This window comes from Microbulbifer maximicatervae (SeqCode) (assembly GCF_052468095.1).
In genome coordinates, this window is record NZ_CP174332.1 from 1,893,374 (window position 1) to 1,919,115 (window position 25,742).

Sequence of the window (25,742 nt, forward strand, 5' to 3'; positions counted from 1 at the left end):
ACTCTGCGTTGCGACTTTTTGAAAGGTCTGGACATTCCTACAAAGCCGCGCCTTGATTGTGAACCGCTCTGAAAGCCAGAGGCACCACGGAATTATTCAGAGGCTCCCTGGATCTGGGAGGATAAGCGCCTTAGAGCTATCCTGACAAAAGAAAATACCTGCACTTGAGAAAACAGTATGCAATACGACAAATTTCAGATACCCGATGCGGACCAGGTGCTGCCCGGCCGGCCCCAGCCGATGGAGATCAGTGGCACCCACTTTGTAAATGGCAACACCATTAAAGAGCCATTCCCTGAGCACCTGGAAGTCGCCATTTTTGGTATGGGATGCTTCTGGGGCGCAGAGCATGTGTTCTGGGATACGGATGGTGTGTTTGCCACTGCCGTTGGCTACACCGATGGCGCCACTGAAAACCCGAACTACGATGAAGTCTGCACCGGCCGTACCGGGCACGCAGAGGTGGTGAAAGTGATCTTTGATCCCAAAAAGGTGAGCTATGCAGAACTCCTGCGGATCTTTTGGGATCACCACGACCCAACCCAGGGTATGCGCCAGGGTAACGATATCGGTTCCCAGTACCGTTCCTGTGTTTTCTGCTTGAACGAAGGCCAGAAACAGGAGGCGGAAGCGAGCAGGGCAGCTGTGCAGGAAGCGCTGGATGCCAAAGATCGTGGATCAATCACTACCGAAATCAGCATGGCTCAACCGTTCTACTACGCCGAGGAGTACCACCAGCAATATATGGCTAAGAATGAAGATGCGGTTTGCCCTATTCTTCGCAACCCTATGTACGACTAAAAATTGTTAGATTGCAGAAGCAGGCGGCGCGGTGAGTGCTGCCTGTTGTTGTGACGCTGAACACAGTCAATTCCCCTCCACTTTTCTGTCTTTTTCCTGCCTTCTCTGAATTTGTTTCCCTGTATTTGGTTGTCATTAAATTATGACCAAAATCTAAAAACTTGCGCCCAAATCATAAAGTCGGCGGTGGGTCTGGCGCGTAAAGTTCCAACTCCTGCGTCGGGGAAAAGAACCCTTGAGCCTCACTTTCACCTTGAGCAGAAGTGGTTGCGGTTAATAAGGGGATTTCACTCTATCCGCGTAGTTATTCATAGGCTCCTTAAGTACAGAGTCACAATAATTTATTCGTAGGACCTTTTATGTACAGCGTTTACTCTATGGCGCGCCAGTTGGATGGAGTATGTACTTGGGATTTTTCCCAATCATTTCCTGTTTTGAATATCCGACAGATTGCTGGCAGTGGAATCTGTTTGTCGTTGGCTTCACACTGGATTAAGTATCATGCTTATGACGACTCTTTAGTAAATCACTTGGGTGGCGTTTGGGATCAGCGAAGATTTATCCCTTTCAATATGGGGAAATACCAACGAATAGCGGCACAACAGCAAGCCTGGGTGCAAAGTGCCAACTGGCGAGCTTCTCATAGGGCCTGGTTGCTTTTAAATCGGTTGAGAGTGCTTTCTTCAGCTACCGGAAGATCAAACAGGGATTCCTTGCGACAGCGGCTTAAACAGATTAATGGCGCCTATGCGTTGATTGAAATGTGCTCTAGTCGAGACCAGAGTCAGGGCGCTCATGCGGTAGCTGCTTGGGTTGGTGCTCAGTCATTTGGCGGGCAAAAGCAGGGTGCCTGTTTCTTTGATCCGAACTTTGGGGAGTTTTGGTTTGAAGATAAAGAGGATTTTTACTTCTTCTTTCACTTGGTCAGTAATATGCATTATCGGGCGGAACATAAATTCGATTTATGGAAGATCGATCGAATTTGGAAGGTGTGATTACATTCTTGCTGACTTTGTATGGCAGTTTATCACGCGTATGAATTTCTAATGACGATTTTCACAAAGTTATCAAATATGTAGCCTCATGGGCATCCGGAGTAAAACTTTTTATTTAAGGTCAGGTTCACTTATGCTAATCAGTGATTGAGTTTTTCTAACCCGAAATATAGTTGTGATACTCTATGTTGGCCTTGCTTACTAGTTACAATCTAGTTAATGCAAGGCCCGGTTAGTATTTATCGTTACCCTCAAAACTTTCATACTACTTCCCTCTTAGCTCATATCAAGGACTGCTATATCCTTATGTTGCTAAGCATTTCTGTAAGGTCTTGAAAATTACGCAGATAAGGATATTTAACCTGCTGGGTGTTTAGATAAAACCTACAAAAATTATACAGTGGACCATATCGCAGGCACAGGCGGAGCAATGGTCCATTCTATAAAATTCCTAGCTCTTTACGCCATAGTACCTATAGCTTCTAAAGCCTTTTCCTGAAGAATCATATTTTTCTACTTTTTTTACTGAAAGGCCATGGTCATTAAGCACACCCAGTATGCGCTGTTTGGCAAGTACATGAACTTCCATGACCCCATTTCGTCCATACTTTACTCTTCTGATAATGTTTAAAATGCGGTTGCTAACCAGAAAGTGAACCCAGCCGACGGGTACAGTAAGGTCGTGCTTAGAGGGAGTTTGAAAAACGAGTACTCCGCCAGGGCGGAGTACTCGGCAAAACTCTTTGATAAATGAAATTTGCTGTTTTGGGGGCATGTGCTGCAAGACAATGTTACTATACAAAAAATCAATAGAGCAGTCTGAAATTACTGAAAGGTCGCAGGCCGTATTATAAATGAATTGTATATTTAAATAGTTTCGATGTTGAACTTTGGCCTCGGCAATCATTGAGCTTGAGATGTCAATTCCAACTACCTTTTCAAAGCTTCTGGATAAAGCTCGACTAAGTCTCCCTACACCACACCCAAAGTCCAGAGCGGTACCCCCTTGTAGCTCCATATTGTTCTGCCGAAGGTTTTCGAAAACCTGACCTATCTCCTTTTCTCCTGTTTCGAAGAAAGTCTTCTTATCCCATTTTCCATTTTTTTTCGAGGGATTTGAGAGAACAGCCCAATATGGATCGCAAGCTCCTAAATTTTCCCACTGTTCTTTGTGTCGATTGTTCATATATATCTACTTTTCCATCCCCAAGTGTGTATGTCCATTTTGCATGTGGTGTTACACACATTCTTAATGTGCTCTCTCTAGAGAGATCACAGGTAAAATTATGAGAGCATAATTTTAATGATGTATTGATTTCTGATTTGTTTTCCTTAAATTATTGAGGCTCTCATTACCTGAAACTCTCTTGAGGCTTTTGACGTCGAATGGTTGAGGTTAAGTGCCATCTATTCCTTTGCATGCTCAATTACCCTCCTTACTAATGTTGCTCGTTATTTACCTGGCGACAAGGCGACTAGTTTTCAAAGCAGTCCATAAGCTGTTTATTTGGAATTCAACGTAGAGAGAAGGGTGGCTTTTTAGCGGCATTAGGCTTAACTCATCCTAGTTGCAGGGTTTATTAAAGTGTGATTGCAAGTAAATGAGCCTTTCTGTGTCAAGGATATAATTTTGTGACCCCTTTGGTAGACCTGGAGAAACCTTGCCTATGGTGACTGTAGCCTGAACAGTGGGTTGAATATAGATTTTCTCTAATATCATGAGGCTTGTGTTGAGTTGGTTGCACACAGAAAGTTTTGCTTCTTCAGTGCTCCCGGGAACAAAGAATAATGTGATTTTGTTGTAGCCAAGTGCATTAGTCGAAGTGTTTTCCGCTATTTTATTAATATCAAATGATACAATGGGGGTGGTAATGCGTAAAGAAATAGTAACTTTTTAGTTGGTATGATTGGTGATTTAATATTTTTGATGGGTGTGGACATAATTTGACCGCCCGCCTAAATCATGTGTTTGTACCAATTACTAAGCTTGCTAAATAAAAAATATTTTCCTGTGCTAGTTTTGATGTGGTTGATTTCGTATGAAGATAAGATGTCCAGCGCGACCAGCGAATATGAATATGTGGTAAGTGCACGAATTGAAGCGTAATAGAGTGCGCTCCTCTGCTGGAGGGCTGTTCTTGTACCTAAACTTTTTATAGTTGTAATGACTTATTTTTTTGGGTGGATTATTCAGTTTGCAAGTGATGGATTGGTTGATGCGCATATTTATAAGGCTTGGTGATTATTTGTAGGAGAGCCAGGAATATTAAGTGTGATCTGTTACGCAGGAAGAATATTTAATAGTTAATGGGTGAAAGCGTTGGTGGAGTGTGGGAGGGCTCTAAAGGTGAACACTATCCGGTCTTTACTAAAAGTTAGGCTTATCTTGCCAATAGCAGGAATGTAGCCCGTTTTGAAGAGGGCTACATCGTAGGGTATTTTTCTGTTTTTTTTGATGTTTCTCTATCAGTTTTGGTGCAAGGAGAGGTCGAAATTATGGAAAAGCTATTTCTCTCAATTATCGTTGCTTGAAATGCACTCTAGTGTGTCCCAGTAGTCATAGGCCTTCCTGAGCGCGCCCTCATAAACAATAAAACCTTCCTGGTTTAGAAGATAAAATACTGGTGAATACTCAAGATCTAGGGATTTAGAAATCGAACTTTCCGGATCATATAGGAGTTCAAAAGGAACGCCATTATTGATGAGTTTTTCCTCATTTTCGTAGCGCCATTCTTCTCCTTCTTCTTTTTTAGGAGAATCCAAAATGACGTGCATAGGAGCAATTTTATCGGAAATATATTCAAACATACTTCCATAACAGCCTAGTGCATCATTGTAAGGCCCATTACCTCGATAGAATGGCATCACGCAAACGGGTAAAAGTTGACTGGCATCTAGTCTCGCCAATGACTCAGTAAGAGAGGTGGTACCTCCGCTACCTATATTTTCAAGAATATAGCTGCTCGGAAATTCTTTATTTATCCATTTATACCTCTTGGGAGCTGGATCAAATCCTTTCAGGTAAGTTTCTTGAGAGATTCTCTCAAACTCACCAGCATTGCTTCTATCTGAGGCTAACAGCCAGTGTTCAATACCTTCCTTATCCCCCCTAAGTTCACACCACTTAGAGGCATAAAAATAGGCTATGGCATGCTCAAATGTTTCATAGCTTGATAGTTGATTGTCGATGAAGTCAGAAATTAGATGGATACCTTCTTCTTCCCTGTTTGTTTCAAAAAGTGATGCACCTTTATAAAGCATTCCAGCATTTTTCCCGAAATTCTTAAATGCTTTTCTAATTATTCGGCTAATACTTGTGTCTGAATATGTGGCCTCGCTTGCTTCAAGCAGTCTCTCCCAATCTCTGCGTTTCCATAGCAAGCGAAATCCCTCCCAGCCAGGGAAGCTGCCAGTCTTTAACTCCTTTAGGATATAATTTGAACTCGGCTCAGTAATAACCCCGAGAGGGACTGGGGATGCTTTGACATTTAATATTGTGTGATCACCGCGTGAATAAAAGCGGTAATTCACAGTTCCTCTACCGTAGGTTAAGTCAATTTCATCTTGAGCTATCAATGGTTCCCCATTGAAGCTGAGGATAAAGTCACCCTTCTTTAATCCAATACTATCTGCAGGGGAATTTTTTGCTACATTGACAATAATACTAGCGTTTGAGTTGTCAATGTCGCCTATGACTTTTTGGGTTTCTTTTTTGTATTCCCATTTTGTGGGTGAACTAATCAAGGTCTTAAACTCCCTTTTGCTGCAATTTTTTTCAAAAGTGTATATTGTTACTGTTCTGTTAAGTTGGTATAGCTGCCCAAAGGCAAAGGTTCATAGTTGCCTGTTATTGTCAAGTTTAACTGATTTCCTAAGGTGCTTTTTCCGAATGCCAAAGGGTTGCATTTCTTAGTGTCGCGTATATTTTATGTTGTTCGCAATAAGAAATGCAGACCCTGGGTTTATGGTTATATCTTCGCTTCTCTTAGGTGTTCGCGGAAACAGTTAGTCAAAAATAGACTTAATGCTATTGATCAATTGTTGTTTTTGTTCTTTGCTCATTGTGGATGATGGAGGCATTGGGCGAACCGGGTTGAATAGCGCTAGTTCGATATTCATGACTCCATCTGTAGGCTTAAGCCAGCCGCTGGTGTTGTTTAACAGCTTTTCCGGTGATTTAGCTATATCTTCATGGCATGAGGCGCAGTGTTCAATTAGGGTATTTTTAAGGTTCGGGTGCTTGTCCAAAATTGTGGCCATAGTTTCAGCTTCAATGTTATCGTCGCCAGTAATAGGCTCTTCACTTATATATGACTCTCCAGCAGCAAGCCTTAAAATAGCTTTATTTTTGTCATCGACGATTAATAATGTTTCATCCATAAGCATAACTAAGCCCACCGGTGCGCCTTCGGGGCGAAGGTTATCTACCTGATTCCAGTTAGTGATAATTTCGATGTGTTGAGCTTGTTGTGACATTCCCCCCTGGGGGGCAAATGGATGGCGTGTCCACTCTGTGCTTGGCGCGATAGGATCACGGTTAAACCATGCTTTGTCGGTTAAAACGGGTAGCCCATTATGATTGATATCATAGGCAACCAACCGATTACCTACCACACGGTACCCATGCCAGCTCATTAAAAGTCTATTATTTAGCGCTGGTATTTTACTGGATTGGCTATATAGCATATCTAGTGGGGCGACATGGGGAGGCAGAAGTGTATAGGGAGGGTGGTAGTTCTTGACATGGCAACCATTTTTGATTTTGCCTTGATCAAACATTTCATTCAGGCAGTAGGGCCAGCCATAAAATCCATCTTCCCTGATTATATTGATTTCCTCATAGGGCTCATCAGCATCCTTCACATCACTGCTATTTTCTGCCTGTAGTATTACCCCGGAAGAGTGGGCCACCAGGGCCATTGAGTTCCTTAACCCATTTGCAATTTGTCTTCCTGTTGCGGAGTAGCTATCGGTAGAATTTTTATAGCTGTATTGCCAGAGTCCGTTCTCGTCTAGCTCATTACACTTACCATCCGTTATATGATGCTCACACTGGTCAGTTCTTGAGCCAAAGTTAATTAACAGTGAGTTGTCAGGTAGCTGAACGAAATTACTTAAAGGATGCAGCGAATCCTTGTGAGGTAAGTTTCCAATTATTACCTCATCAGAAACAATTTGGTTGTCTACTAACTCTAGCCGACGAATCTGATTAGTCTCTGCCACTAAAATACGTCCCTTGGGGTCCATCTCAATATCGTGAGGCATATTGAGCCCATGCAACAGAGGGGTAACTGTGACATTTCCTTTTAAATGATCATCAGAGGACTCAAGGAGCCAGAGGATTCCCTTACCCTCGGACCATCCGCCCATATCGGTTATAAGGAGACTGCGCTTGCCCAATTGGATCGCTTTACGGGGCTTCTTAAAACCTGAGAACTGACTGACAATCCCAATACAGGTTCCTTTGATGCTACCTACAGCAACTTTAGGGAATCCATCGCAACTGCTATTTAAAGGTAAGTAATTACCCGAAAAACAAATGGAAGGGAATAATATGCTTAAAAATGACAGATACTTCAAGAATATACTACGCGTGTTATTCATATCACATAACGCTTAATGCACTTGCTACACAACCAGAGTTAGTTAAGGTTGTGACGTCAGGTGCCTTTACTTACTAATTTTAGGGTGCATGCTCTAACCACCACCTTTCTTCTGAATGATGTAAAGCTATGCTTTCCTGTATCTCACGATTAATCTCCTTATGATTGAGATCTATAGATATTAGAATCTGGCAAGGCAAACACAGTTGTTTCAATTTCCAGCCAGTTCTTCCCATAAGCTGATGCCGACAATAATTGGTGCGCAAGTATCAGTTCGGGTTACTCTCCTGAGACCTGTGTAGCCATCTTTTGCCGCTGAAAGCATGATCTATAAATTTTAATGGCATGTTCAAAACGGCTGCATTCTATCATCTGTTAATAGATCTCGGAACTGAGAGGCATGCTAATTTTAGAGGCGTCTGGTAGTTCAATTTGTTGCACAGGCTTGGTGAAAAGAATATTTCATTAGGCTTTTGATAATTGTTCGCAATCTCGAGTGGCGATAAAATATTACAATATCATTGGCAGTATCAAGAGATGCTTGAAGGGAGGCGCAGTGTGGGTTATCCGCTTTGTTCTGCTTGGTGAGGGCTGAGATATTTTCTAATGTATGTACCAAAAGTATTCATTGTAATGAGAAGAATAATTTCACATTTGGTGTGATGGCTATAGCTGCGGATTCTTTTACCAAAGTATTTACGTTAGTCGGCTGAGGATTTTTAGAGTGTGGGCTGAATTTAAATTTAGCTATTATATTTGGGTTTTTCTTCTAGCTTTTTAGAATTGTACTTCCGACCGCTAACCCTCATGCCGGGCTCTGTCTCTTATCTTTTTTGGCCTCGTTACCTTATAGCCATATAGTTTGGACAAGATACGCTGTATCTACTTAAATGAACCCCTTGACAGTTGTGTGTGCTAAGGAGTTCTGATTTTTTCTTTTATTGATGTGCACACCAATCACTCCAACTCCCTGGATAGAGTAGTGAGTCGTGGCGACCAGCTAAATATTGTGCATAGAAATTAACGCAGGCAGTAACTCCGGAGCCGCAGTAATTGAGAAGCGGTTTGCCGTCCGCCAAGTTGCCGAATTGCTCTTTGAGTTCGGGAATAGATTTCACTTTCCCATTGTTTTTGTCAGTTATGTTCTGCCAGGGCTGGTTGATGGCGGTGGGTATATGTCCGGCAATCGGGTCGATAGGCTCTTCAATTCCTTCAAAGCGCTGACTGTCCCGGGCGTCTACTAACTGCCAGGGTGCTTTACCCAGGTTTTGTTTGATAGTCTCGTAATGAACCAAAAGATTTTCTTTTGGTTGTGCGCTGAAGTTTCCTTGCTTGGATCGAGTGGGCTCGCTTGTGTCCAATGCCTCCCCTGCATCGAGCCAGGCTTTTAGACCGCCATTCAGAATGCTGATTTTCTTGTGGCCAAAGAAGAAAAACAGGAACCAGGCACGGGCAGCGAAACCCAGGCGGTTGTCGTCGTAGACGATTACCTGTGTGTCACTATCGACTCCCAGATTGCGAGCGTAGTCCTGGAACTGTGCAGCGCTCGGCATTGGGTGGCGGCCGCCGTAGCGTTGCACAGGGGCAGAGAGGTCACGGTGCAGGCAGGCGTAATGGGCACCGGGAATATGGCCTGCCCGATAGTCCCGCTCACCACTATCGTGATCCGCCAGGCTATAGCGGCAGTCCAATATTACGGGTTCGCCGGTCTTTTTGAGCTCTACCAAATCCGCAACTTCAATCAGGGCAGGGTTGTTGTTGCTCTCCATCGGCCTTTCCTCAATCCTTGATACCGCTTTTGTCGTGTAACTTCAGCTGTTGTTTTTGGTTATTGGCCGCTTTCCGGGGCAGGGACCTCAGCTGCTTGGGGTTCAACGGCCTGTTGTTCGGCTTCTTGCTGGGACTCAGATTCTTCTTCGGTGGAAATCTGGTCTGCCAGCTCCGCTTTGCGGCAAGTCATGGTGGTTTCGGTTTGATCTTCGGCAGGGTTGTCGAGAAAGCGCGCAACTGCCCGCTCCGCGCAGTTGCTTGCGGAAATAATATCGTGAGCCAGGTTGGGAAATAGCAGCCATTGGTGATTCGGTAGCTCTTTGCGTGCGATATCGACATCATCTGCAGCCAGTACCGGATCCAGGCCGCCGTGTAACACTATCACTGGAACTGGGGTGGAGATGGCTTCTGACTCAGTGAGAGGAGCAGAGGGGATTGCCCAGATGCGACACTGTAGCTGCAACAAATTTAAATCTGATCGCACGGCCCCGCCGAGAATGCCGGTGTCTGCAGCGTTGGCCCTGGCCTGATCAAAATCGACAAAAGGAGCCTCTTCATAGCAGAAGTGGCTAACGCCGGCTGCATCCCCAAAGTAGGGATCCAGTACGATCTCCATAAAGTGTGCGATGGCATCCTGGGCCGGCTGTAGCCCTTCATCGCCCTCATTTTCCAGGCCCTCGATCATCTTGGGCAGTTCACTGTAGAAGTTTTCGTTATACAGCGCCTGGAATAGAACTCTCAGCAAGCGCTGTCCAGTAAGCACAAAGGGATAGCTTTGCTTTGAGTAGCGGTGCTTGATCGGAATGGTGCGCGGCTCTTCGTCTAAGGTCTGGATCAGGTTTTCCAATCTGCGACGCAAATTGGGGTAGCGACTGTTACATTTCTCGTCTTCGATGCAATGCTTCAGGCCGCGCTCGTAGGCGGCCAGGGAGTCCTGTGGGAGCTGCTGCGTGTAGACAATATTGGGGAAAACCGCGCTGTTAAGCACCAGGGTGCGCACTGATTCCGGGAAGTCGCGGGCCACTGTCAGGGCGTAGCGGGAGGAGTAGGACACCCCGTAGAGATCGAATTTATCGAGTTTGAGGGTTTTTCTCAGCTCTTCTACATCCCTGGCGATCACAGAACTGTTGTACTGGGCCAGGTCGGCACCTTTGCTCAGGCGGCTGTAACAGCGCTCCATACTGAAGGAAAAAACACGGGCCTCTTCTTCCGGAGACAGGTTGCGCCGGAAGGCGGTATCGGCATCTTCGATAAACTCGCTGCAAGTGAGGCGCGGCTGGGCCATACCGGTGCCCCTGGGATCTATAACAAAGAGATCCCGGCCATCTTCTACTGTCATGGCGGCATAGTTAAGCCACAACCAATCGCTGGCGTTCTCGGGCTCTAACCCCATGCTGGCTCCGGGGCCTCCGGCGCCTAGGTGGAGTAGGGGGATTTTCTTGGGATCGGGGTTTGTGGCGCGGAAGCGCACGACCGGAAAGCGGATTTTACGCTTTTCTGGGTGGGCATAATTCTCCGGCACCTCCATCATGAAACACTGGGTGAAAGGCCAGGTTTCATCGGTTTTGAACCAGCAGGGCTTTGCGACCAGGCGAGCGTATTGTTTTTGCGGGGATTGACCGGTTTGGACAGAGTTTGTCGAGCGCTCACAGGCTCCAATCACCATGGAAATGAGAATAATGAGGAGTATGCGCAATCGGGCTTTTTGCACTTAGATTATTCCTGTGACTGCTATTAAGTAGTGGTTTATGGTTCCAGGCCTTTGAACGGTCAGTGCTTGCCGAAGCGTGCCACTGGCGCGGAGATATTCCAGCGCAATGCCGCGAGGCGAATCGCTAGGGTCACAAATACAGCAATAGCCACCACTAGCTCATGGGGTAGCCACCCTACATTGTCCAAGGCAACGAGTATGGCCGTACCGGTAAGGGCAGCGGTGGCATAGATCTCTCGCCGGAGTAAAAGTGGAATGTCACCGGACAGCACATCCCGAATCACCCCGCCAAAAGTACCGGTCATTACGCCGAGCACGATTGCGATGGTCGCGGAATAGCCCAGTTCGAGTACTTTCTGGGTTCCGAGCACCACAAAAACGGCGAGTCCAATGGCATCTGCCACCATTAGCAGGCGCATAGGGACCTTTAGATAGCGTATCAGGTAAAAGCTTACTACACCGGTAATTGAGGCGATCCACAGGTAATAGGTGTGCTCAAGCCAGAATACAGGGACGTTGAGAATAATGTCCCGGGCGGTGCCACCGCCAATAGAGGTGACGCAGGCGAGTACCACGGCACCAAATAAATCCATCTGTTTGTGGCCGGCGGCGAGTACGCCGCTGAAGGCAAAGACCGCGATACCGATCAATTCAAACCAGTGCAGCAGCTCATCCATATCATCGTTACATCCAGAGATTGGCGGGCAGGGGAGAATAGCACTTCTGTCTACGCAAAGGGAATTGAGCAGCGATCTACTGGTGAGAAGTGTGAGGCGCCGCAATAGATGGGTACCAGGGAGCTATTGAAACAATGACAAAGGGCCCATTAGGCGCAGAAGACTAATAGAGGCTGCTACCCTTTGGTTACGTCCATTGTTCACTGGCTGTAGAGATGCCGTATAAAAGCATACTGTTAGCTTTGCTGGCAGTCTCAATTTTTGGACTGAATTACCCGATAACCAAGGTGGCGCTGGCCGACTTCCCGCCAATGTTATTGGCTTCGGTTCGCTTCACCCTCGTCGCTGTTCCTCTGGTTTTCTTTTGTCCATTCCCCAAGACCTCGATCCTCAATGTTGTTGCGCTCGGCTTCTTCTTAGAGTTTCTCTCTCTGGGGTTGATGTACTACGCCATGAAGGCCGATATTCAAGCGGGTGTAGCGTCACTGCTAATGCAGTCGCAGGTGCCATTCACCCTATTACTATTCGCAATGCTGTTTGGCGATAAGATAAATATGCAGCAGTGCTTGGGTTTGGTAATAGCGGCTGTAGGGTTTTCTGTATTCTTCTACTATGCCGATAAAGGTGGGTCGACAACGATAGTGGGATTTATCCTTATTATGGGGGCGGGGCTGTCTTGGGCGATAGCGAATATCGTATTCCGCAGGATGCCAGGAGTTAACTTACTTCATTTAATGGTGTGGGCTTCATTGGTACCGCCAGTACCTCTTTTGGTTTTGTCGATATTTTATGAAAGCCATACTCCCTGGGTTTTCTTTTTTCAGGCGAATACGGCCAGTTGGTTTTCAATTGTTTACCAAGTGTGCATGGTGACATTGGTTGGTTATATTTTATGGGGTGATTTAATTCGTCGCTATTCCTCTGCCTGCGTTTCACCATTTGGGTTGCTGGTTCCTATTGTGGGAATAATCGGCTCATCAATTATCCTCGGTGAATATCTTACATTTGTCGAGTGGGTAGCGACTTTTGTCGTGTTGCTGGGTATTGCTCTTTGTGTAGTGAAATTAAATGATCGAAATCCGGGGCAGGAGATTGTTGATGTGGAGGGAAGTTAGGGGAGGGGTAATAATTTTATTCAGCTTGTTGGGCTCTCTGTTTGGGCTTTCCGCGCTCCCCAAAACTTCCTTTTTATACCTTTATTGAGAGTTTAATAATTGCTGAGGGCTGTCTTTACTTATTTCGCGGTTCGATGATGCGTAAATGGTCGCAGTGAGTTTTGGCCTGCTCTCAATTATTATTACTTTAAATCCAAACGTTTTTTTTCGGTGCAGTACTTTGCTTGGTGTGGGTAATAATTTAATACTGCTCCACAGTCTATGCGCCGCCTTTTTGTGTGATTATTCCGAACTTTAGTTTAATGGTTTTGTGCTACCAACCTGGGGGGCGAGGTAGAAGTAAGGAGATAAGAAGTAATGGGATAAGGGCGATGCCCACGGCAACTACCGTGAGCATCGAACTAGACGTGTTTTACACGAACGCTTGCAGGCCGGTCTGGGCGCGGCCGAGGATCAATGCGTGTACGTCGTGGGTACCTTCGTAGGTATTTACAGCTTCCAGGTTCATCACGTGGCGAATTACGTGGAATTCGTCGGAGATGCCGTTGCCGCCGTGCATATCGCGAGCAATACGCGCGATATCCAGTGCTTTACCACAGTTGTTGCGCTTCACCAGGGAGATCATGGTGGGGTCGAACTGCTTGTTCTCATCCATGATGCGACCTACGCGCAGGGAGGCTTGCAGGCCCAGGGTAATTTCGGTCTGCATGTCCGCCAATTTCTTCTGGAACAGCTGGGTTTGAGCCAGAGGGCGATTGAACTGGGTGCGGTCCAGGCCGTACTGGCGAGCGGCGTGCCAGCAGAACTCGCCGGCACCCATGGCGCCCCAGGAGATACCGTAGCGAGCGCGGTTCAGGCAGCCGAAGGGGCCGCGCAGTCCGCCAATTTCCGGGAACTTGTTTTCTTCCGGAACGAACACATTGTCCATCACAATCTCGCCGGTAATGGAGGCGCGCAGTGAGAACTTGCCTTCGATCTTCGGTGCGGAGAGGCCTTCCATACCTTTGTCCAGCACGAAGCCGCGAATAATATCGTCGTCATCTTTCGCCCAAACAACGAAAACGTCGGCGATTGGGCTGTTGGTGATCCACATCTTGGAGCCGCTGATGCGGTAGCCGCCATCGACTTTCTTGGCGCGGGTTTTCATGCCGCCGGGATCGGAACCCGCATCGGGCTCGGTCAGGCCAAAACAGCCAACCCATTCGCCGGAAGCCAGCTTGGGCAGGTACTTCTGTTTTTGCTCTTCGCTGCCGTAAGCGTAAATCGGGTGCATAACCAGGCTGGACTGAACGCTCATGGCGGAGCGGTAGCCGGAGTCAACGCGTTCAACTTCGCGCGCCACCAGGCCGTAGGAAACGTAGTTGAGACCGGCACAGCCGTAGCCTTCGATGGTGGAACCGAGCAGGCCCAATTCACCCATCTCGTTCATGATTTCACGATCGAAGATTTCGTGGCGGTTACCCTCGAGAACTCTGGGCATCAGTTTGCTTTGGCAGTACTCACGTGCCGTGTCGCGCACCATGCGCTCTTCGTCGGTCAGCTGTTGGTCCAGCAGCAAAATATCGTCCCAATGGGCGAGTGGCTGATGTTTACTCATGGTTTGTCTCTTCTACTTCCGTTATTAATTCCACCGGAGCGTCCAAGAGGGCCGGCTGAAGAAGGCCGAGCACCTTTGTACAGAGGGGAGACTTTTTGGATAAGCTCCGCGTCAAACCCCGATGACTATTCAGTTTAGTGTGCCGCATCATACCGAAGTACTCGGTTTTCGGCACTCCTGCGGGCAGCAATTTTTTGCCTGATTTTACGCATGCTTTGTAAACAAGAGTAAAACGCATTGCGAGCGATTTTGGGGGGCGGATAATGCACGCAATAAATCTCTATTTTTTATGATTAAACGTTTAATTTCGGTGATATTCCTTGTCCTTTTACCGTATTTTGGCAATTTGTGTTCCGCTGCTTGTCAGCTGTAGTTCGCAGCCAATTGAGACCATTCAACCCGATGAAAATTTGGGGTTACCAGAATCTTTTCGTGCATCGGGCACTGTCGCACCGAGTTTGCGCTGGTGGCGAGATTTGGAAGATCCGCAGTTGGACAATTTGGTACAGCTGGCACTGAAAGATAATCCGGATATTCAGGCTACCTATTGGCGATTGGAGCAGGCCGCAGCCACCGCGCGGGGAGCGCGATCGGGCCTTTGGCCAAGACTGACCGCCAGTATTGAAAATACTGAGCAGCGCTACTCTTCCGGCGAGTTCACCGATCCCTCTGCGGAGGGCAATAGTTGGAGTACCCGTATCGCCGCCAGCTATGAAGTGGACCTTTGGGGGCGGGTCCGTGCCGGTGCCAGTGCAGCAGAGGCGGCTTACCTGGCCCAGGAACAGAATTTACAGACGGCAGCCTTGACCCTGGCGAGCGAGGTGGCAGCTACCTGGTTGGAGTTGCGGGAGCAGTGGGGGCAGCGGGATTTGCTGCAACAACAGCTGGAGATCAATCGCAAAAGCCTGAAGGTTCTGGAACTGCGCTTTGGTCGCGGCGTCTCAGGTGCAGCCGATGTTTTGCAGCAACAGCAGCTGGTCCAGCAGTCACAGCAGGAACTGGATGAGGCGGAAGCGGATGCCGAAACTCTAAAAGTACAGTTAGCGGTGCTTTTGGGTATCAATGTCGAGGAACTTAGCAGCATTATTCACGAACAGGCCGAGTTGCCTGCCTTACCAGCCCTGCCAGAGACCGGCGTGCCATCGCAATTGCTATTGCGCCGCCCGGATGTCGTTGAGGCGCAGCGAGACCTTTTACAGGGCTATCACTTAGCCGATGAGGCCTGGGCCGATCGACTGCCCGTATTTAGTTTGTCTGCGGTAGCCAGCAATGGCACCAGTTTAATTAGCGATGTGACTGAAAACTGGCTTTTGGCCATTGCAGCCTCTATTGAGGGGGTGATTTTTGATGGTGGCGCCTTGGCATCAGCCCGGGAGCAACAGGACGCCGTTCTGCAGGAGCGCTGGGCGCTCTACCGCAGTGCAGTCAATGAAGCCTTGTCTGAAGTAGAGCAGGCCTTGATTCGAGAGAGCCTGATCGAGCAGAGACTTAACCATCTACGTGAGCGTGAGCGTCTCGCAGACCTTTTGGTTCTGCGCCAAAGCCGCGCCTATGCGCGGGGAACCATCGACTTCCTCAATGTGTTGACCGCGACGAGTGAACAACAGAGTTTGGCGCGACAAATCTTGTCCGCCGAGCGCGAACTGATTGAAAACCGAGTAGTACTGTACCGCGCGCTTTCCGGCGGGATCCCCCAGGCGGATCTCCCAGCCCCCGAGCCAGTGGATTTGGAGTTGTACCTGGAGGGAAATAACTGATGTTGCAGAAACTCAATTGGCGCCTGCTGATCCCCATAATTTTGGTGGTGTTGGCATTCCTGGCCTTCAACTGGATGATGCGGGAAAAACCGTCGGTCAGTCGCGGTGAGCGCAAATCACCGCCACCGACAGTCGATATAGCCGTTGCCGAGCAGGGTCGGTTTCCTGTGACCTTGAGCGCGCTGGGTAAAGTGAGCGCCCGAGAGTTGGCAGAATTGGAGCCCCAGGTACAGGGGCAGGTGCAATGGCTCGATTATGACCTGGGCCCCGGTGCGGTAATGCCGCAAGGGCAAGTACTGCTGCGAATTGAGCAGGAACCTTACCAGCTGGCCTTGATGACTGCCGAAAGCACTCTCGCCCAGCGCCGCGCTGAATTACAGCAGGAGCACGGACAGCAACAGGTTGCTCAAGAGGAATACGAGCTTCTTGGCACAGCCCTGTCTGGAAGGGACAAGGCTCTGGTGTTGCGCGAGCCTCAGAGAGCAGTAGCAGAGGCGGCAGTAAAATCCGCAGAGGCAAATGTGGCCTTGGCTAAACGCGATCTTCGGCTTACCGAGATTCGCGCCCCATTTGATGCCCTGGTCGTTGAGCGCGATGCCGATGTCGGTGATCGCGTCTCTCCAGGAGATACTCTCTACAGCCTTGCTAGTGCCGACCGTTTCCAGATAGCCGTTGAGGTTCCCGCGTCGCAACTGCACCGGCTTGGACGCGGTGATGTTGAAGTTCGAATTTACGGCAGCCAGTGGCCGCAGGGCGTCTACCGCCGTGGTGAGTTTGTCCGGGTTATCCCGGTACTGGAAGAGCAGGGTCGTCTCGCCAGTGTGTTGGTAGAGCTGGAAGACCCGCTTTCCGTACAGGATCCGTCCCAGCCGCAGCTGCTTCTCAACGATCTGGCGAAAGTAGAGATCGTTTCCCAAAGTGAGGATGAGCGTGTGCGAATCCCCCTCACCGCGTTGCAAGACGGCAACAATGTGTGGGTGGTTCGTAAGAACCGCACCACGGTTCTGCCGGTAGAAGTAGCCTACATGAGCGGCGACTTTGCAGTCCTGGAGCAGGGGCTCAACGGTGGAGAAGCCTTAGTGACGACCCGGTTGGTAACCGTTACTGAGGGTATGCCGGTGCGAATTGCCGGAGACAGTAATCGCCAGCAGCGCCCGCCGATAGATGCTGCTGCCTCTGCGGAACGGCCGCCAAGACGCGGCCCCGGTGGACCCAACGCTGGGGGCGCAGATGACTAAGCAGGATAGATCCAAAGATAAGGTCGATACCCGCACGGGCGCCATCGCCTGGATGGCGCGCAACCATGTAACCGCCAATTTGTTGATGCTGGTTTTCCTGATCGGTGGTTTGATTTTTTCGACCATCGTTAAAAAGGAAGTTTTCCCGGAGTTCAGCCTGGACACTGTGAGCGTGTCCATTTCCTATCCCGGTGCCAGCCCTGAGGAGGTCGAGCGCGGTGTACTGGTGGCTGCCGAGCAAGCGGTGCAGGGCTTGGTAGGCATCAAAGAGATGACCGCGAGGGCCAATGAGGGTAGTGCCTCTTTAACCCTGGAGCTGGAAGGCGATGCTGATGCTGCCCTGGTGTACCAGAATATTCAGCAGGCTATCGATTCTGTAACCACCTTCCCCACAGATATTGAGCAGCCCCAGGTCAGTCTGGCCGAGCGCAAACGGGATGTGCTGGATCTGGTATTACATGGCGATCTTACCGAGCAAAACCTGCGCGCGTTGGCGATGCAGGTTTACGATAAGCTCGAAGCGCACAGTGGTATTACACAGTTGGAAGCGCGGGGTCTGCGGGACTTGGAAGTGGCGATCGAGATTCGCCGCGACGACCTGCGTCGCTATGGGCTTACCTTGCTGCAAGTGGCAAGCATCGTAGAAAATGCAGCGGTAGATATTCCCAGCGGCAGTGTTAAGTCTGATGCGGGGGAGATATTGGTTCGGGTGACCGAGCGCCGTGATTGGGCTCGTGAGTTTGGCGATATTGTTATTGCCCAAGGCATTGGTGGCGGTGCCGTTTATTTAAAGGATGTTGCCAATATCAGCGATGCGCTTGAGGAAGAAGCGCGCAATATGGTGTTTAACGGCGAGCCAGCTATCAGCATCAAGATCTACCGGGTGGGCGACCAGACACCAATGAGTGTCAGTGAGGCTGCCCATGAAGTCGTTGATGAGGTCAGGGCAAGCCTGCCTCCGGGGGTGACCCTGACCGTTCGAGATGACGACTCGGAAATTTTCAAAGCGCGTCTGACCCTGCTGCTGAAGAACGGTTTTATTGGGCTCTTATTAGTATTTGTTGTGCTCGGAGCCTTTCTGGAATTGCGGTTGGCTTTTTGGGTAACACTGGGCATTCCTACCAGCTTCCTGGGGGCATTGCTATTCCTGCCTGGGCTGGATATTTCCATCAGCATGGTAAGTATGTTTGCCTTTATTATCGCCCTTGGAATAGTGGTGGATGATGCAATTATTGCCGGTGAGAATATCCACGAGTGGCGACAAAAAGGCTACAGCAATCTGGAGGCTGCCGTTGCCGGTGCCCGCCAGGTATCGGTACCGCTCACATTTGCGATCCTGACTAATATTGTCGCTTTCCTTCCACTGATGGCCTTACCCGGCTTTATGGGCAAGATCTTTGGTGTGATTCCCTTTGTGGTGGGCTCGGTATTTATTATTTCCTGGGTGGAAGCGCTGTTTATTTTGCCCGGTCACTTGGCCCACTCCCGTCGCGGCTATAAAAGTCGCCGGGCGCGCCGCTTTGCCGCGCGGCAGAAAATGCTGGCGCGGGGATTGGATCGTTTTGTACAGCAGCGCTTTAGGCCCTTCCTGGATATATGTATCAAGCACCGCTACACCACTATTGCCGTGGCGGTAGCGGCGCTGCTGGTGGTTGGCGGCTATGCGGCTAGCGGCCGCATGGGTTTCACCTTGATGCCCAGGGTGGAGCGGGACTCCGGTCGATTTGCCGTCACCTTTCCCACCGGAACGGCTCAATCCCAGCTGGAAAAAGCGCGCTCGCAGATTATTGCTGCTGCCGATAAGGTGCTCGAGCAATACGATAAAGAAAAGGTCTTCCTGGGGATTCGCGGTTTGATGGGCGATGACGCGATTATGGTGGACGCTTTCTTTGTTCCCGCAGATGAGCGTCCTTTTTCCACCGGTGAGTTTATTCGCGCCTGGCGCCAGGAAGTAGGGCCGATTGCCGGTGCCCTTAGCGCGACAACAGCTTCTGACCGTGGCGGTCCCGGTGCTGGCTCCTCGTTAACGGTGGAGCTTCGCCATACCGACACGGATACCTTGGAGCAAGCTGCGATACGTTTAGGGGATGAGTTGGAGAAATTCCCCAATGTCAGTGATATCGATCCCGGTATTTCCCTCGGTAAAACCCAGTTGGACCTTACGCTGACTGAAACGGCCAAAAGTTTGGGCATGTCTGCGGAGGATATTGGTCGCCAGTTGCGGGCAGCGTTGTACGGGGCTGAGGCCCTGCGCCAACAGCGCGGCCGGGATCAGGTGAAGGTCATGGTGCGTTTGCCTGAGGATGAGCGAGCCAATATCAATGATGTGAATAGCATTATGATCCGGGCCAGCAATGGACTTTGGATGCCCCTGCCAGATCTGGTAAAAATTGATAAAGGGCGCGCCTATGCCACAATTAATCGCCGGGCAGGCCGCAGGGTTACAACAATTACCGCCAATGTGGAGCCCAGTGACCAAGCGACGCTTGTGATTAATGAGCTGAATGAAAGTGTGGTCCCCCAATTGAAAGCTGAATTCCCCGGCTTAAGTGTTTCCTATGAGGGACGCCAAGCGGAGGAGCGAGAGGGACTGGCAAGCCTGGCGATGACCTTTGCCCTTGCGATGGCGGTGCTGTACTTGCTATTGGCAATTCCCTTAAAGAGTTATGTGCAGCCGTTGATCGTAATGGTGGCGATACCTTTTGGTGTGATTGGTGCGTTACTTGGCCATTTGGGTATGGGGTACGGACTCAGTATGGTGAGTCTGCTGGGTATGGTGGCACTGGCCGGAGTTGTGATTAACGATACTCTGGTAATGATTGAGTACAGCAATCGTCTCCGAAATGATGGCGCCGATTTGGAAAGCGCGATCAAGGGAGCGGCAGCGCGGCGTTTTCGCCCGATCGTATTGACTACAGTAACGACTTTCTGCGGCTTGATGCCGATGATTTTTGAAAGTTCGGTGCAGGCGCGCTTTATGATTCCGATGGCGATCTCGCTGGGCTATGGAATACTCGCTGCCACAGCGATCTCATTGTTATTGGTACCCTGTCTCTATTTAATGATGGGTAAAGATATTCCCCAGTTGTTTGCAAGATTGAAAAATATCATCGCTCGCCTTGGTCGTAGCGGTGCAATCGCACAGAAATAAATTCAATAGTAGCCGGTATCTTCTTATCGGCTATTTTCCTCAGAAGTTTAATTTTATGACTGATATTTAACTATCAGTTTCCAAAATACGTTCCTGTCTCCCTGAATACCACCTTCATTTAATTTTCCTTTATGACCTGGAGCTGCGGCAGCTGAAATACTGCTCCAGTTCAATGTTATGAAATTATTTCCCGGCATACTTCCAATATAGCAACTGATTTTCAGGTAATTCAAATAACAGAAAATTTTGACCAAATTTGAAAGACAGAGAAATGAATTGAAAGTTAGTTTTCGGATTTTAATAAGTATAAAAGGTAATGTTCAGTGTGCAGCTCAATAAACAAACATAACGCCCAGTCCTTAGATTTTGAATCGGGAGAAATGGGCGCTGTATCATCAGGAGATACAGTTTGCGATTTGATCGAAAGACAAAAGCTAAAGAATCCTGATCAGGTCGTTATTATCGATGGCAACACAGAAATAAATTTCACTCGCCTGATGAAACGGGTCGATGGGATTGCCGCTGAGTTGGTAAATCGAGGGGTTGAGCCTGGTTCATTGGTTGGAGTCTGTATGAGTCGATCCTGGGAGCTGGTCGCGGCTCTACTTGGCGTGATGCGCGCAGGTTGTGCTTATGTCCCACTGGACCCGACTTATCCGCTAGAGCGGGTGCGATATATGCTCGAGCACTCCAGAGCTGCCGCAGCAATTGTCGATTGTGACGAAAACGCAAACTTGTGCCTTGGCGTGAAAGAACTGGTATGGATCGATGAGTTGCGAGAGCAGGCACCGGAGTTTTTACCGGAACATACCAGGCCGCAAACGAGTGATTTAGCCTATGTAATTTACACATCCGGCTCTACTGGAAGCCCGAAAGGGGTTGCTATCGAACACCGAAGCCTTATCGCTCTCAGTAAGTCCATGAGTGAGCTGTTGAGCGATGGAGAGCTAGAAGGCGTTTTGGCTTCGACCTCAGTTTGCTTTGACCCCTCGGTGATGGAAATTATCGGGACTCTTTCTCTGGGCGGCCGAGTTATATTGTCGAAGAATATTTTGGAGCTGCCAAAACTTCCCTTTCGAGAGCAAGTGCGAACTTGTATCACCGTTCCATCTGCGGTTCAGGCTTTACTTTCGATAGACAAATTGCCTCAGGGAGTGCGTTGCCTGATTTTTGGGGGTGAAGTTCTTAAGCAATCCCTGGTCGAGCAAATATATGCGGGAACTGAACAACTGCGGATAGTTAATGTTTATGGCCCCACAGAGGACACGGTTTACTCAACTTATACAGAGGTTAGCCCCGATAGTGACCAAATTACGATTGGAAGGGCGGTTCCAAGTTCACGCGCATATATTTTGGATGAGAGATTAGAGCCAGTTGCTCCCGGCGGGGAGGGGGAGTTGTATTTGTCTGGTGACAAGCTAGCTCGGGGCTATTTAAATGATGAGCATCTGACCGAGGAGCGTTTTATACAGCCTGCCTCCAACCCCCGAATTTCCGATCAGCGCTTGTATAAAACGGGAGACCTGTGCCGATGGACAGCAAATGGAGAAATAGAATACTTGGGACGCGCCGATTGCCAGGTGAAGATTAGGGGCTATCGTATTGAACTTGAAGAAATCGAATCGGCAATTGAGTCTCTACCGAGCGTTGATGCTGCCGCTACTACCGTTATTGATGGCGGGGCGGGACAGAAGATCCTGATGGCCTATATTGTTGCTAGCGAAAAGACAATTACCGAAGTAGCAGTAAAAGAGTTTCTTGAACAGCGCCTTCCTAAATATATGGTCCCCCAGTTTGTCAAGCATCTGCAAGAGTTACCCTTGCTACCCAACAATAAGCTGGATCGCAAACGATTAGCCCTCCTTGAAACGGAGCTTGTCGTTCCAACTGAAAGCAGTTTGGCTGCAAACGATGATATTAATCGAAGCAGTGGAATGGGCGAGCACTTCGCAGGTTTATCAGTAGACAGCGAGGCAATTTTTACTTCAATTATCCAAGGTGAGGTGGCTTCCATCATGAATCACCCAAATCCGGAGGTTGTGCGTCCAGAGATAGCCTTCGACAAGCAGGGCCTGGATTCGCTGACAACATTAGAATTGGCCAGCCGATTGAGTCATAGCATTGGACACCCCCTATCTGCGCAGACAATTTTCGATTATCCCACGCCGAAGCTATTGGCTGGTTATATGCTTGATTTGGCGGAAGGTAAGATCAGTGGTGAGTCAGCTAATGAGGTTGCCAAATCTGAAATTGATGCGCTGGCTAATTTCCAGTCCCAGCTCCAGTTGAGCCATCCAACTTTCCAGGCCGCAAAGGCATCATCCTGGTCTGCCTCTGACAAAAGTAAGTTGGTGCAGGCGGTGATAGCCATGGCAAACAATCAGAAGAGGAATCCTTACAGTAAGGTTTTACGTACAGGTAGTGGGACGCACGGCACTGTTACCGATGTTTATAACGATGATACCCAGGATGCAATTATTTGGACGACCAATCTCTACCTTGGCCTGAATAGAGATAAAGAAGTTATCGAACAGGCTTCATCCGCTGTACAGCTTTTCGGAACAGGAATGGGCACTTCAGCGGCGGCATCGGGCCTGACGGATCTTCACCTACAGTTTGAAACGGAGTTTGCTGATTTGGTAGGCAAGTCTGGAGCCTGCTTGTTTCCAACGGGTTATACGGCCAATGTCGGGGTGGTGGCAGGAATATTAGGTAAAGATGATGTTGTGGTTATAGACCAACTTTGCCATGCCTCAATTGTTGACGGTGCCCGTCTTAGTGGTGCCAAAATTAGAACTTTCCAACACAATAATGCCTCTGATCTGGAGTCAGTGTTGGAATCTGAAGCATCTCCCTACCGAACAACGCTAGTGGTTCTCGAGGGCGTTTACAGTATGGGGGAAGGTGCTGCACCGGTAGCTGAAATCGTGCGTGCAGCAAAGAAATACAACGCCTTGACCTTAGTTGATGAGGCACACTCATTCGGTTTTTATGGTGAGCGTGGTGCCGGTATCTGTGCGGCTCAAGGTATTACTGATCAAGTTGACTTTATTATGACAACACTCAGTAAGTCGCTCGGTAGCCTTGGGGGTGTGGTTGCTGCGAGTAAGGAGTACGTTGACTTGCTGAGGTCCTCAGCCAGGGCATATATCTTTCAGGCTTCTATCAGTCCTGCAGATATTGCAGCCGCATTGACTGCCTTGCGTCGGATTAAATCTGACGATGGACTGCGTGATCGATTGTGGGATACGACCCGCTATATGCGCCGGAAATTCGAGCAGGCCGGATACGATTTGGGAACAGGTGATGGGCCTATTATCACGCCCCATTTTAAAGATAAAGATAAACTATACGGGATAGTCCAAGCGCTTTATCAGCGCGGTATTCAAACCTCGGCTGTCACTTACCCGATAGTTGAGAGCGGCCGTGGCCGCCTGAGGTTGATCTGCTCGGCAGCTCACACGAGGGAGGATGTTGATAGGACCGTGGAAGCTCTTATTGAGGCTGAAAAAGAGGTTGATGCTCAATCCCAGGAAACAAAAGAGGAGGCTATGGATTTGGGGCAAGCCCTCGCTGAAATTGGTGAGTGGGCAAATACCTTTTCTAACTTCCTGCAGGAATATATCAATCGACTATCCAGCCCTGTGCCCAACTTGTGCTTGTCTGTGAGTGTTACTGAACAGTTTGAGCCGGTGAGAATTTTAATTGATGGCGGCAAAGTAACCTTGAGCGATCTCTCGGTCAACGACGTTCCTTTTTGCTCAGTAACGCTAAGAAACCAGAGGTCTGTCACGGCCTTGCGGCTTCACGATGTTCAGTCGCTGCTTGATGATATTTGTACAGGTAGCTGCACCTTAAGCGGTCAGGTTGAGCCATTTATATGGTGGATCGCCCGTATTCTAGATTTAAGTGTGGAGGTAAATAACCCTGTAGACTGTGGATTAGCTAGAGAGCGGGCGATTCATTAACTAATGAGGGGCGAGGTTTAAAGTTTTGGGCCTTTCAGCTTACCCTGATGGGCCCATGTCTGGTGCCACTGGCAGAGTAGGTCAGTTACGTATTTGCCTGGTTTTTCACTTTGCTGCGCCTGGGAGTTTGCGCCAGCTCCAGCGGATTAAAACAAATACTAATATCGATGCAGCTGCTGTAATGTAAAACGGTAAACGGATATCAACTTCCATTGCCATGCCCCCCGCGAGCGAAATCAAGCTTGCTACTAGCGTGAAGCCCGCAGTAGCTATTCCCATTACCCAACCCTGTTCCGTTTCATCGACACTATTGGCGAATATATTCAAGAGAGCGGGGTAAGCGAGCCCAAAGCAAAGGTACGCGAAGAACACACTGAGATAACATAGCCAAATATGGCTGCTGAATACGAAGACTAACGCGCTCGCTCCCATCACTAAGGCGGAAACTGTAACTACCAGGGGTTTAGCCCAGCGGGACAAAACAGGCTTGACCATAAAGAGGCTGGAAATTGCCACCGCAATACCCATAGTCAGCATGGCCATACTGGTTATTAGCAGGCCTGCCTGGAATCTACTGCTTAAATAGTTTGTGATAAATATATAAAAGCTGAGATGCACCAGCATGAAACAGAGATAGGCAGGGCAAAGTCGGACAACCCGAGGACGATCCTTCAGATGTATAAACTGAGTAAATAGATCCAGAAAGCGAAGCCTAAGCTGCATCGGGGCTTGGCGGGTATCGTGATAAAAGGTTAGGATCAAAAACAAAGTAATAGCGACAAGTACCAGAGCAAAGTAGAAGGGCAGTTGGATACTGGCTATGCTCCCCAATAGCTCCCTGTCTGCCAGGACCCCTGCCATAATCGGCCCAGCTACAGCCCCAGCACTCATTCCGGCTACCAATAACCCTAGGTTCTTGGAGGCTTCCAGCTCACTTTGGCTGGCATCAATCATTGCTGCTTGAGCAATAGGTTGGTTTCCCGCAGTAAAGCCGCTGATCACTCGTCCGAGAATAAGAAGCCAAAGGCTATTGCTTAGCAAAGAGAGAACAGTGATCGCGTATCCGGCCATAGCCCCCACCAGACACAGCACCATGGCAGTTTTGCGTCCGATACTGTCAGACAGTTTGGCGATATATACGGACCCAATAAACCACGCCAGAAAGAAGCTGCTGATCACAACTCCATAGTACAAGTGCCGAGTTGATTGTGGCGTATCAGTAGGTAGGAACTGGAATTTTGTCGACATAACCAATTCATTGATGATCGGGAACAGCAATCCCTGACCCATCAGATCTACAAAAACTACTGCCAAAAGGGCTAAACGGCACATGACAGACATAACCACTTCCTCCCCCAG

The 25,742-nt window shown here is 48.8% G+C and carries 15 protein-coding genes; 7 read left to right on the plus strand and 8 right to left on the minus strand.

Features of this window, described 5'->3' with window-relative positions; genetic code table 11:
• Positions 1 to 177: 177 nt before the first annotated feature.
• Positions 178 to 801, plus strand: coding sequence for a peptide-methionine (S)-S-oxide reductase MsrA (msrA, locus tag ACJJIL_RS08165; protein ID WP_444914033.1), 624 nt, complete (start codon positions 178 to 180; stop codon positions 799 to 801).
• A 359-nt stretch (positions 802 to 1,160) separates the two neighbouring features.
• Complete coding sequence (locus ACJJIL_RS08170) at positions 1,161 to 1,796, plus strand: YopT-type cysteine protease domain-containing protein (protein ID WP_444914032.1); 636 nt, start codon at positions 1,161 to 1,163, stop codon at positions 1,794 to 1,796.
• Between the two features lie 451 nt (positions 1,797 to 2,247).
• On the opposite strand, the gene ACJJIL_RS08175 is transcribed toward ACJJIL_RS08170, so the two are convergent.
• The 6 genes from ACJJIL_RS08175 to ACJJIL_RS08200 all read right to left on the minus strand — a co-directional run bounded on the left by ACJJIL_RS08175 (position 2,248) and on the right by ACJJIL_RS08200 (position 11,557).
• On the minus strand, positions 2,248 to 2,982 hold the full coding sequence (locus tag ACJJIL_RS08175) for a class I SAM-dependent methyltransferase (protein ID WP_445361656.1): 735 nt from the start codon (positions 2,980 to 2,982) through the stop codon (positions 2,248 to 2,250).
• A 1,328-nt stretch (positions 2,983 to 4,310) separates the two neighbouring features.
• The gene (locus ACJJIL_RS08180) at positions 4,311 to 5,540 is read right to left on the minus strand and encodes a PDZ domain-containing protein (protein ID WP_444914030.1); all 1,230 of its coding nucleotides are present in this window, start codon (positions 5,538 to 5,540) and stop codon (positions 4,311 to 4,313) included.
• A gap of 261 nt (positions 5,541 to 5,801) precedes the next feature.
• Positions 5,802 to 7,061, minus strand: coding sequence for a PQQ-dependent sugar dehydrogenase (locus ACJJIL_RS08185; RefSeq protein ID WP_445361657.1), 1,260 nt, complete (start codon positions 7,059 to 7,061; stop codon positions 5,802 to 5,804).
• Between the two features lie 1,276 nt (positions 7,062 to 8,337).
• Complete coding sequence (locus tag ACJJIL_RS08190) at positions 8,338 to 9,168, minus strand: sulfurtransferase (protein WP_444914028.1); 831 nt, start codon at positions 9,166 to 9,168, stop codon at positions 8,338 to 8,340.
• 59 nt (positions 9,169 to 9,227) lie between these two features.
• Positions 9,228 to 10,880 (minus strand): alpha/beta fold hydrolase, encoded by a 1,653-nt coding sequence (locus tag ACJJIL_RS08195; RefSeq protein WP_445361658.1) that lies wholly within the window; start codon positions 10,878 to 10,880, stop codon positions 9,228 to 9,230.
• A 59-nt stretch (positions 10,881 to 10,939) separates the two neighbouring features.
• Positions 10,940 to 11,557, minus strand: a complete 618-nt coding sequence (locus ACJJIL_RS08200) for a trimeric intracellular cation channel family protein (protein ID WP_413662328.1) — start codon at positions 11,555 to 11,557, stop codon at positions 10,940 to 10,942.
• Between the two features lie 215 nt (positions 11,558 to 11,772).
• Between ACJJIL_RS08200 and ACJJIL_RS08205 the strand changes: the two genes are divergently transcribed.
• On the plus strand, positions 11,773 to 12,672 hold the full coding sequence (locus ACJJIL_RS08205; RefSeq protein WP_445361659.1) for an EamA family transporter: 900 nt from the start codon (positions 11,773 to 11,775) through the stop codon (positions 12,670 to 12,672).
• A 412-nt stretch (positions 12,673 to 13,084) separates the two neighbouring features.
• Here ACJJIL_RS08205 and ACJJIL_RS08210 read toward each other — a convergent pair whose 3' ends face one another.
• Complete coding sequence (locus ACJJIL_RS08210; RefSeq protein WP_282932536.1) at positions 13,085 to 14,269, minus strand: acyl-CoA dehydrogenase; 1,185 nt, start codon at positions 14,267 to 14,269, stop codon at positions 13,085 to 13,087.
• A gap of 320 nt (positions 14,270 to 14,589) precedes the next feature.
• Between ACJJIL_RS08210 and ACJJIL_RS08215 the strand changes: the two genes are divergently transcribed.
• From ACJJIL_RS08215 to ACJJIL_RS08230, 4 genes are all read left to right on the plus strand, one after another.
• Positions 14,590 to 16,026, plus strand: a complete 1,437-nt coding sequence (locus ACJJIL_RS08215) for an efflux transporter outer membrane subunit (protein ID WP_444928070.1) — start codon at positions 14,590 to 14,592, stop codon at positions 16,024 to 16,026.
• Positions 16,026 to 17,264, plus strand: coding sequence for an efflux RND transporter periplasmic adaptor subunit (locus ACJJIL_RS08220; protein WP_445361660.1), 1,239 nt, complete (start codon positions 16,026 to 16,028; stop codon positions 17,262 to 17,264). Before ACJJIL_RS08215 ends, ACJJIL_RS08220 begins: the two co-directional genes overlap by 1 nt.
• Entirely contained in the window at positions 17,257 to 20,415 is a 3,159-nt protein-coding gene (locus ACJJIL_RS08225; protein WP_445361661.1) for an efflux RND transporter permease subunit, read from the plus strand. Before ACJJIL_RS08220 ends, ACJJIL_RS08225 begins: the two co-directional genes overlap by 8 nt.
• Before the next feature lie 416 nt (positions 20,416 to 20,831).
• Positions 20,832 to 24,383, plus strand: a complete 3,552-nt coding sequence (locus ACJJIL_RS08230) for an amino acid adenylation domain-containing protein (protein WP_445361662.1) — start codon at positions 20,832 to 20,834, stop codon at positions 24,381 to 24,383.
• A 105-nt stretch (positions 24,384 to 24,488) separates the two neighbouring features.
• Here ACJJIL_RS08230 and ACJJIL_RS08235 read toward each other — a convergent pair whose 3' ends face one another.
• Positions 24,489 to 25,724 carry an MFS transporter gene (locus tag ACJJIL_RS08235; protein ID WP_445361663.1) on the minus strand — a complete coding sequence of 412 codons (1,236 nt, stop codon included), beginning with the start codon at positions 25,722 to 25,724 and terminating at the stop codon, positions 24,489 to 24,491.
• Positions 25,725 to 25,742: the final 18 nt, after the last annotated feature.

What these genes read in the sequence shown, in the direction of transcription:
- ACJJIL_RS08190 (WP_444914028.1), bottom strand. Translation starts at nt 9,168, where the DNA reads ATGGAGAGCAACAACAACCCTGCCCTGATTGAAGTTGCGGATTTGGTA.
- ACJJIL_RS08185 (WP_445361657.1), bottom strand. Translation starts at nt 7,061, where the DNA reads ATGCCTCACGATATTGAGATGGACCCCAAGGGACGTATTTTAGTGGCA.
- ACJJIL_RS08220 (WP_445361660.1), top strand. Translation starts at nt 16,026, where the DNA reads ATGTTGCAGAAACTCAATTGGCGCCTGCTGATCCCCATAATTTTGGTG.
- ACJJIL_RS08170 (WP_444914032.1), top strand. Translation starts at nt 1,161, where the DNA reads ATGTACAGCGTTTACTCTATGGCGCGCCAGTTGGATGGAGTATGTACT.
- ACJJIL_RS08205 (WP_445361659.1), top strand. Translation starts at nt 11,773, where the DNA reads ATGCCGTATAAAAGCATACTGTTAGCTTTGCTGGCAGTCTCAATTTTT.
- ACJJIL_RS08210 (WP_282932536.1), bottom strand. Translation starts at nt 14,269, where the DNA reads ATGAGTAAACATCAGCCACTCGCCCATTGGGACGATATTTTGCTGCTG.
- msrA (WP_444914033.1), top strand. Translation starts at nt 178, where the DNA reads ATGCAATACGACAAATTTCAGATACCCGATGCGGACCAGGTGCTGCCC.
- ACJJIL_RS08200 (WP_413662328.1), bottom strand. Translation starts at nt 11,557, where the DNA reads ATGGATGAGCTGCTGCACTGGTTTGAATTGATCGGTATCGCGGTCTTT.
- ACJJIL_RS08175 (WP_445361656.1), bottom strand. Translation starts at nt 2,982, where the DNA reads ATGAACAATCGACACAAAGAACAGTGGGAAAATTTAGGAGCTTGCGAT.
- ACJJIL_RS08225 (WP_445361661.1), top strand. Translation starts at nt 17,257, where the DNA reads ATGACTAAGCAGGATAGATCCAAAGATAAGGTCGATACCCGCACGGGC.
- ACJJIL_RS08235 (WP_445361663.1), bottom strand. Translation starts at nt 25,724, where the DNA reads ATGTCTGTCATGTGCCGTTTAGCCCTTTTGGCAGTAGTTTTTGTAGAT.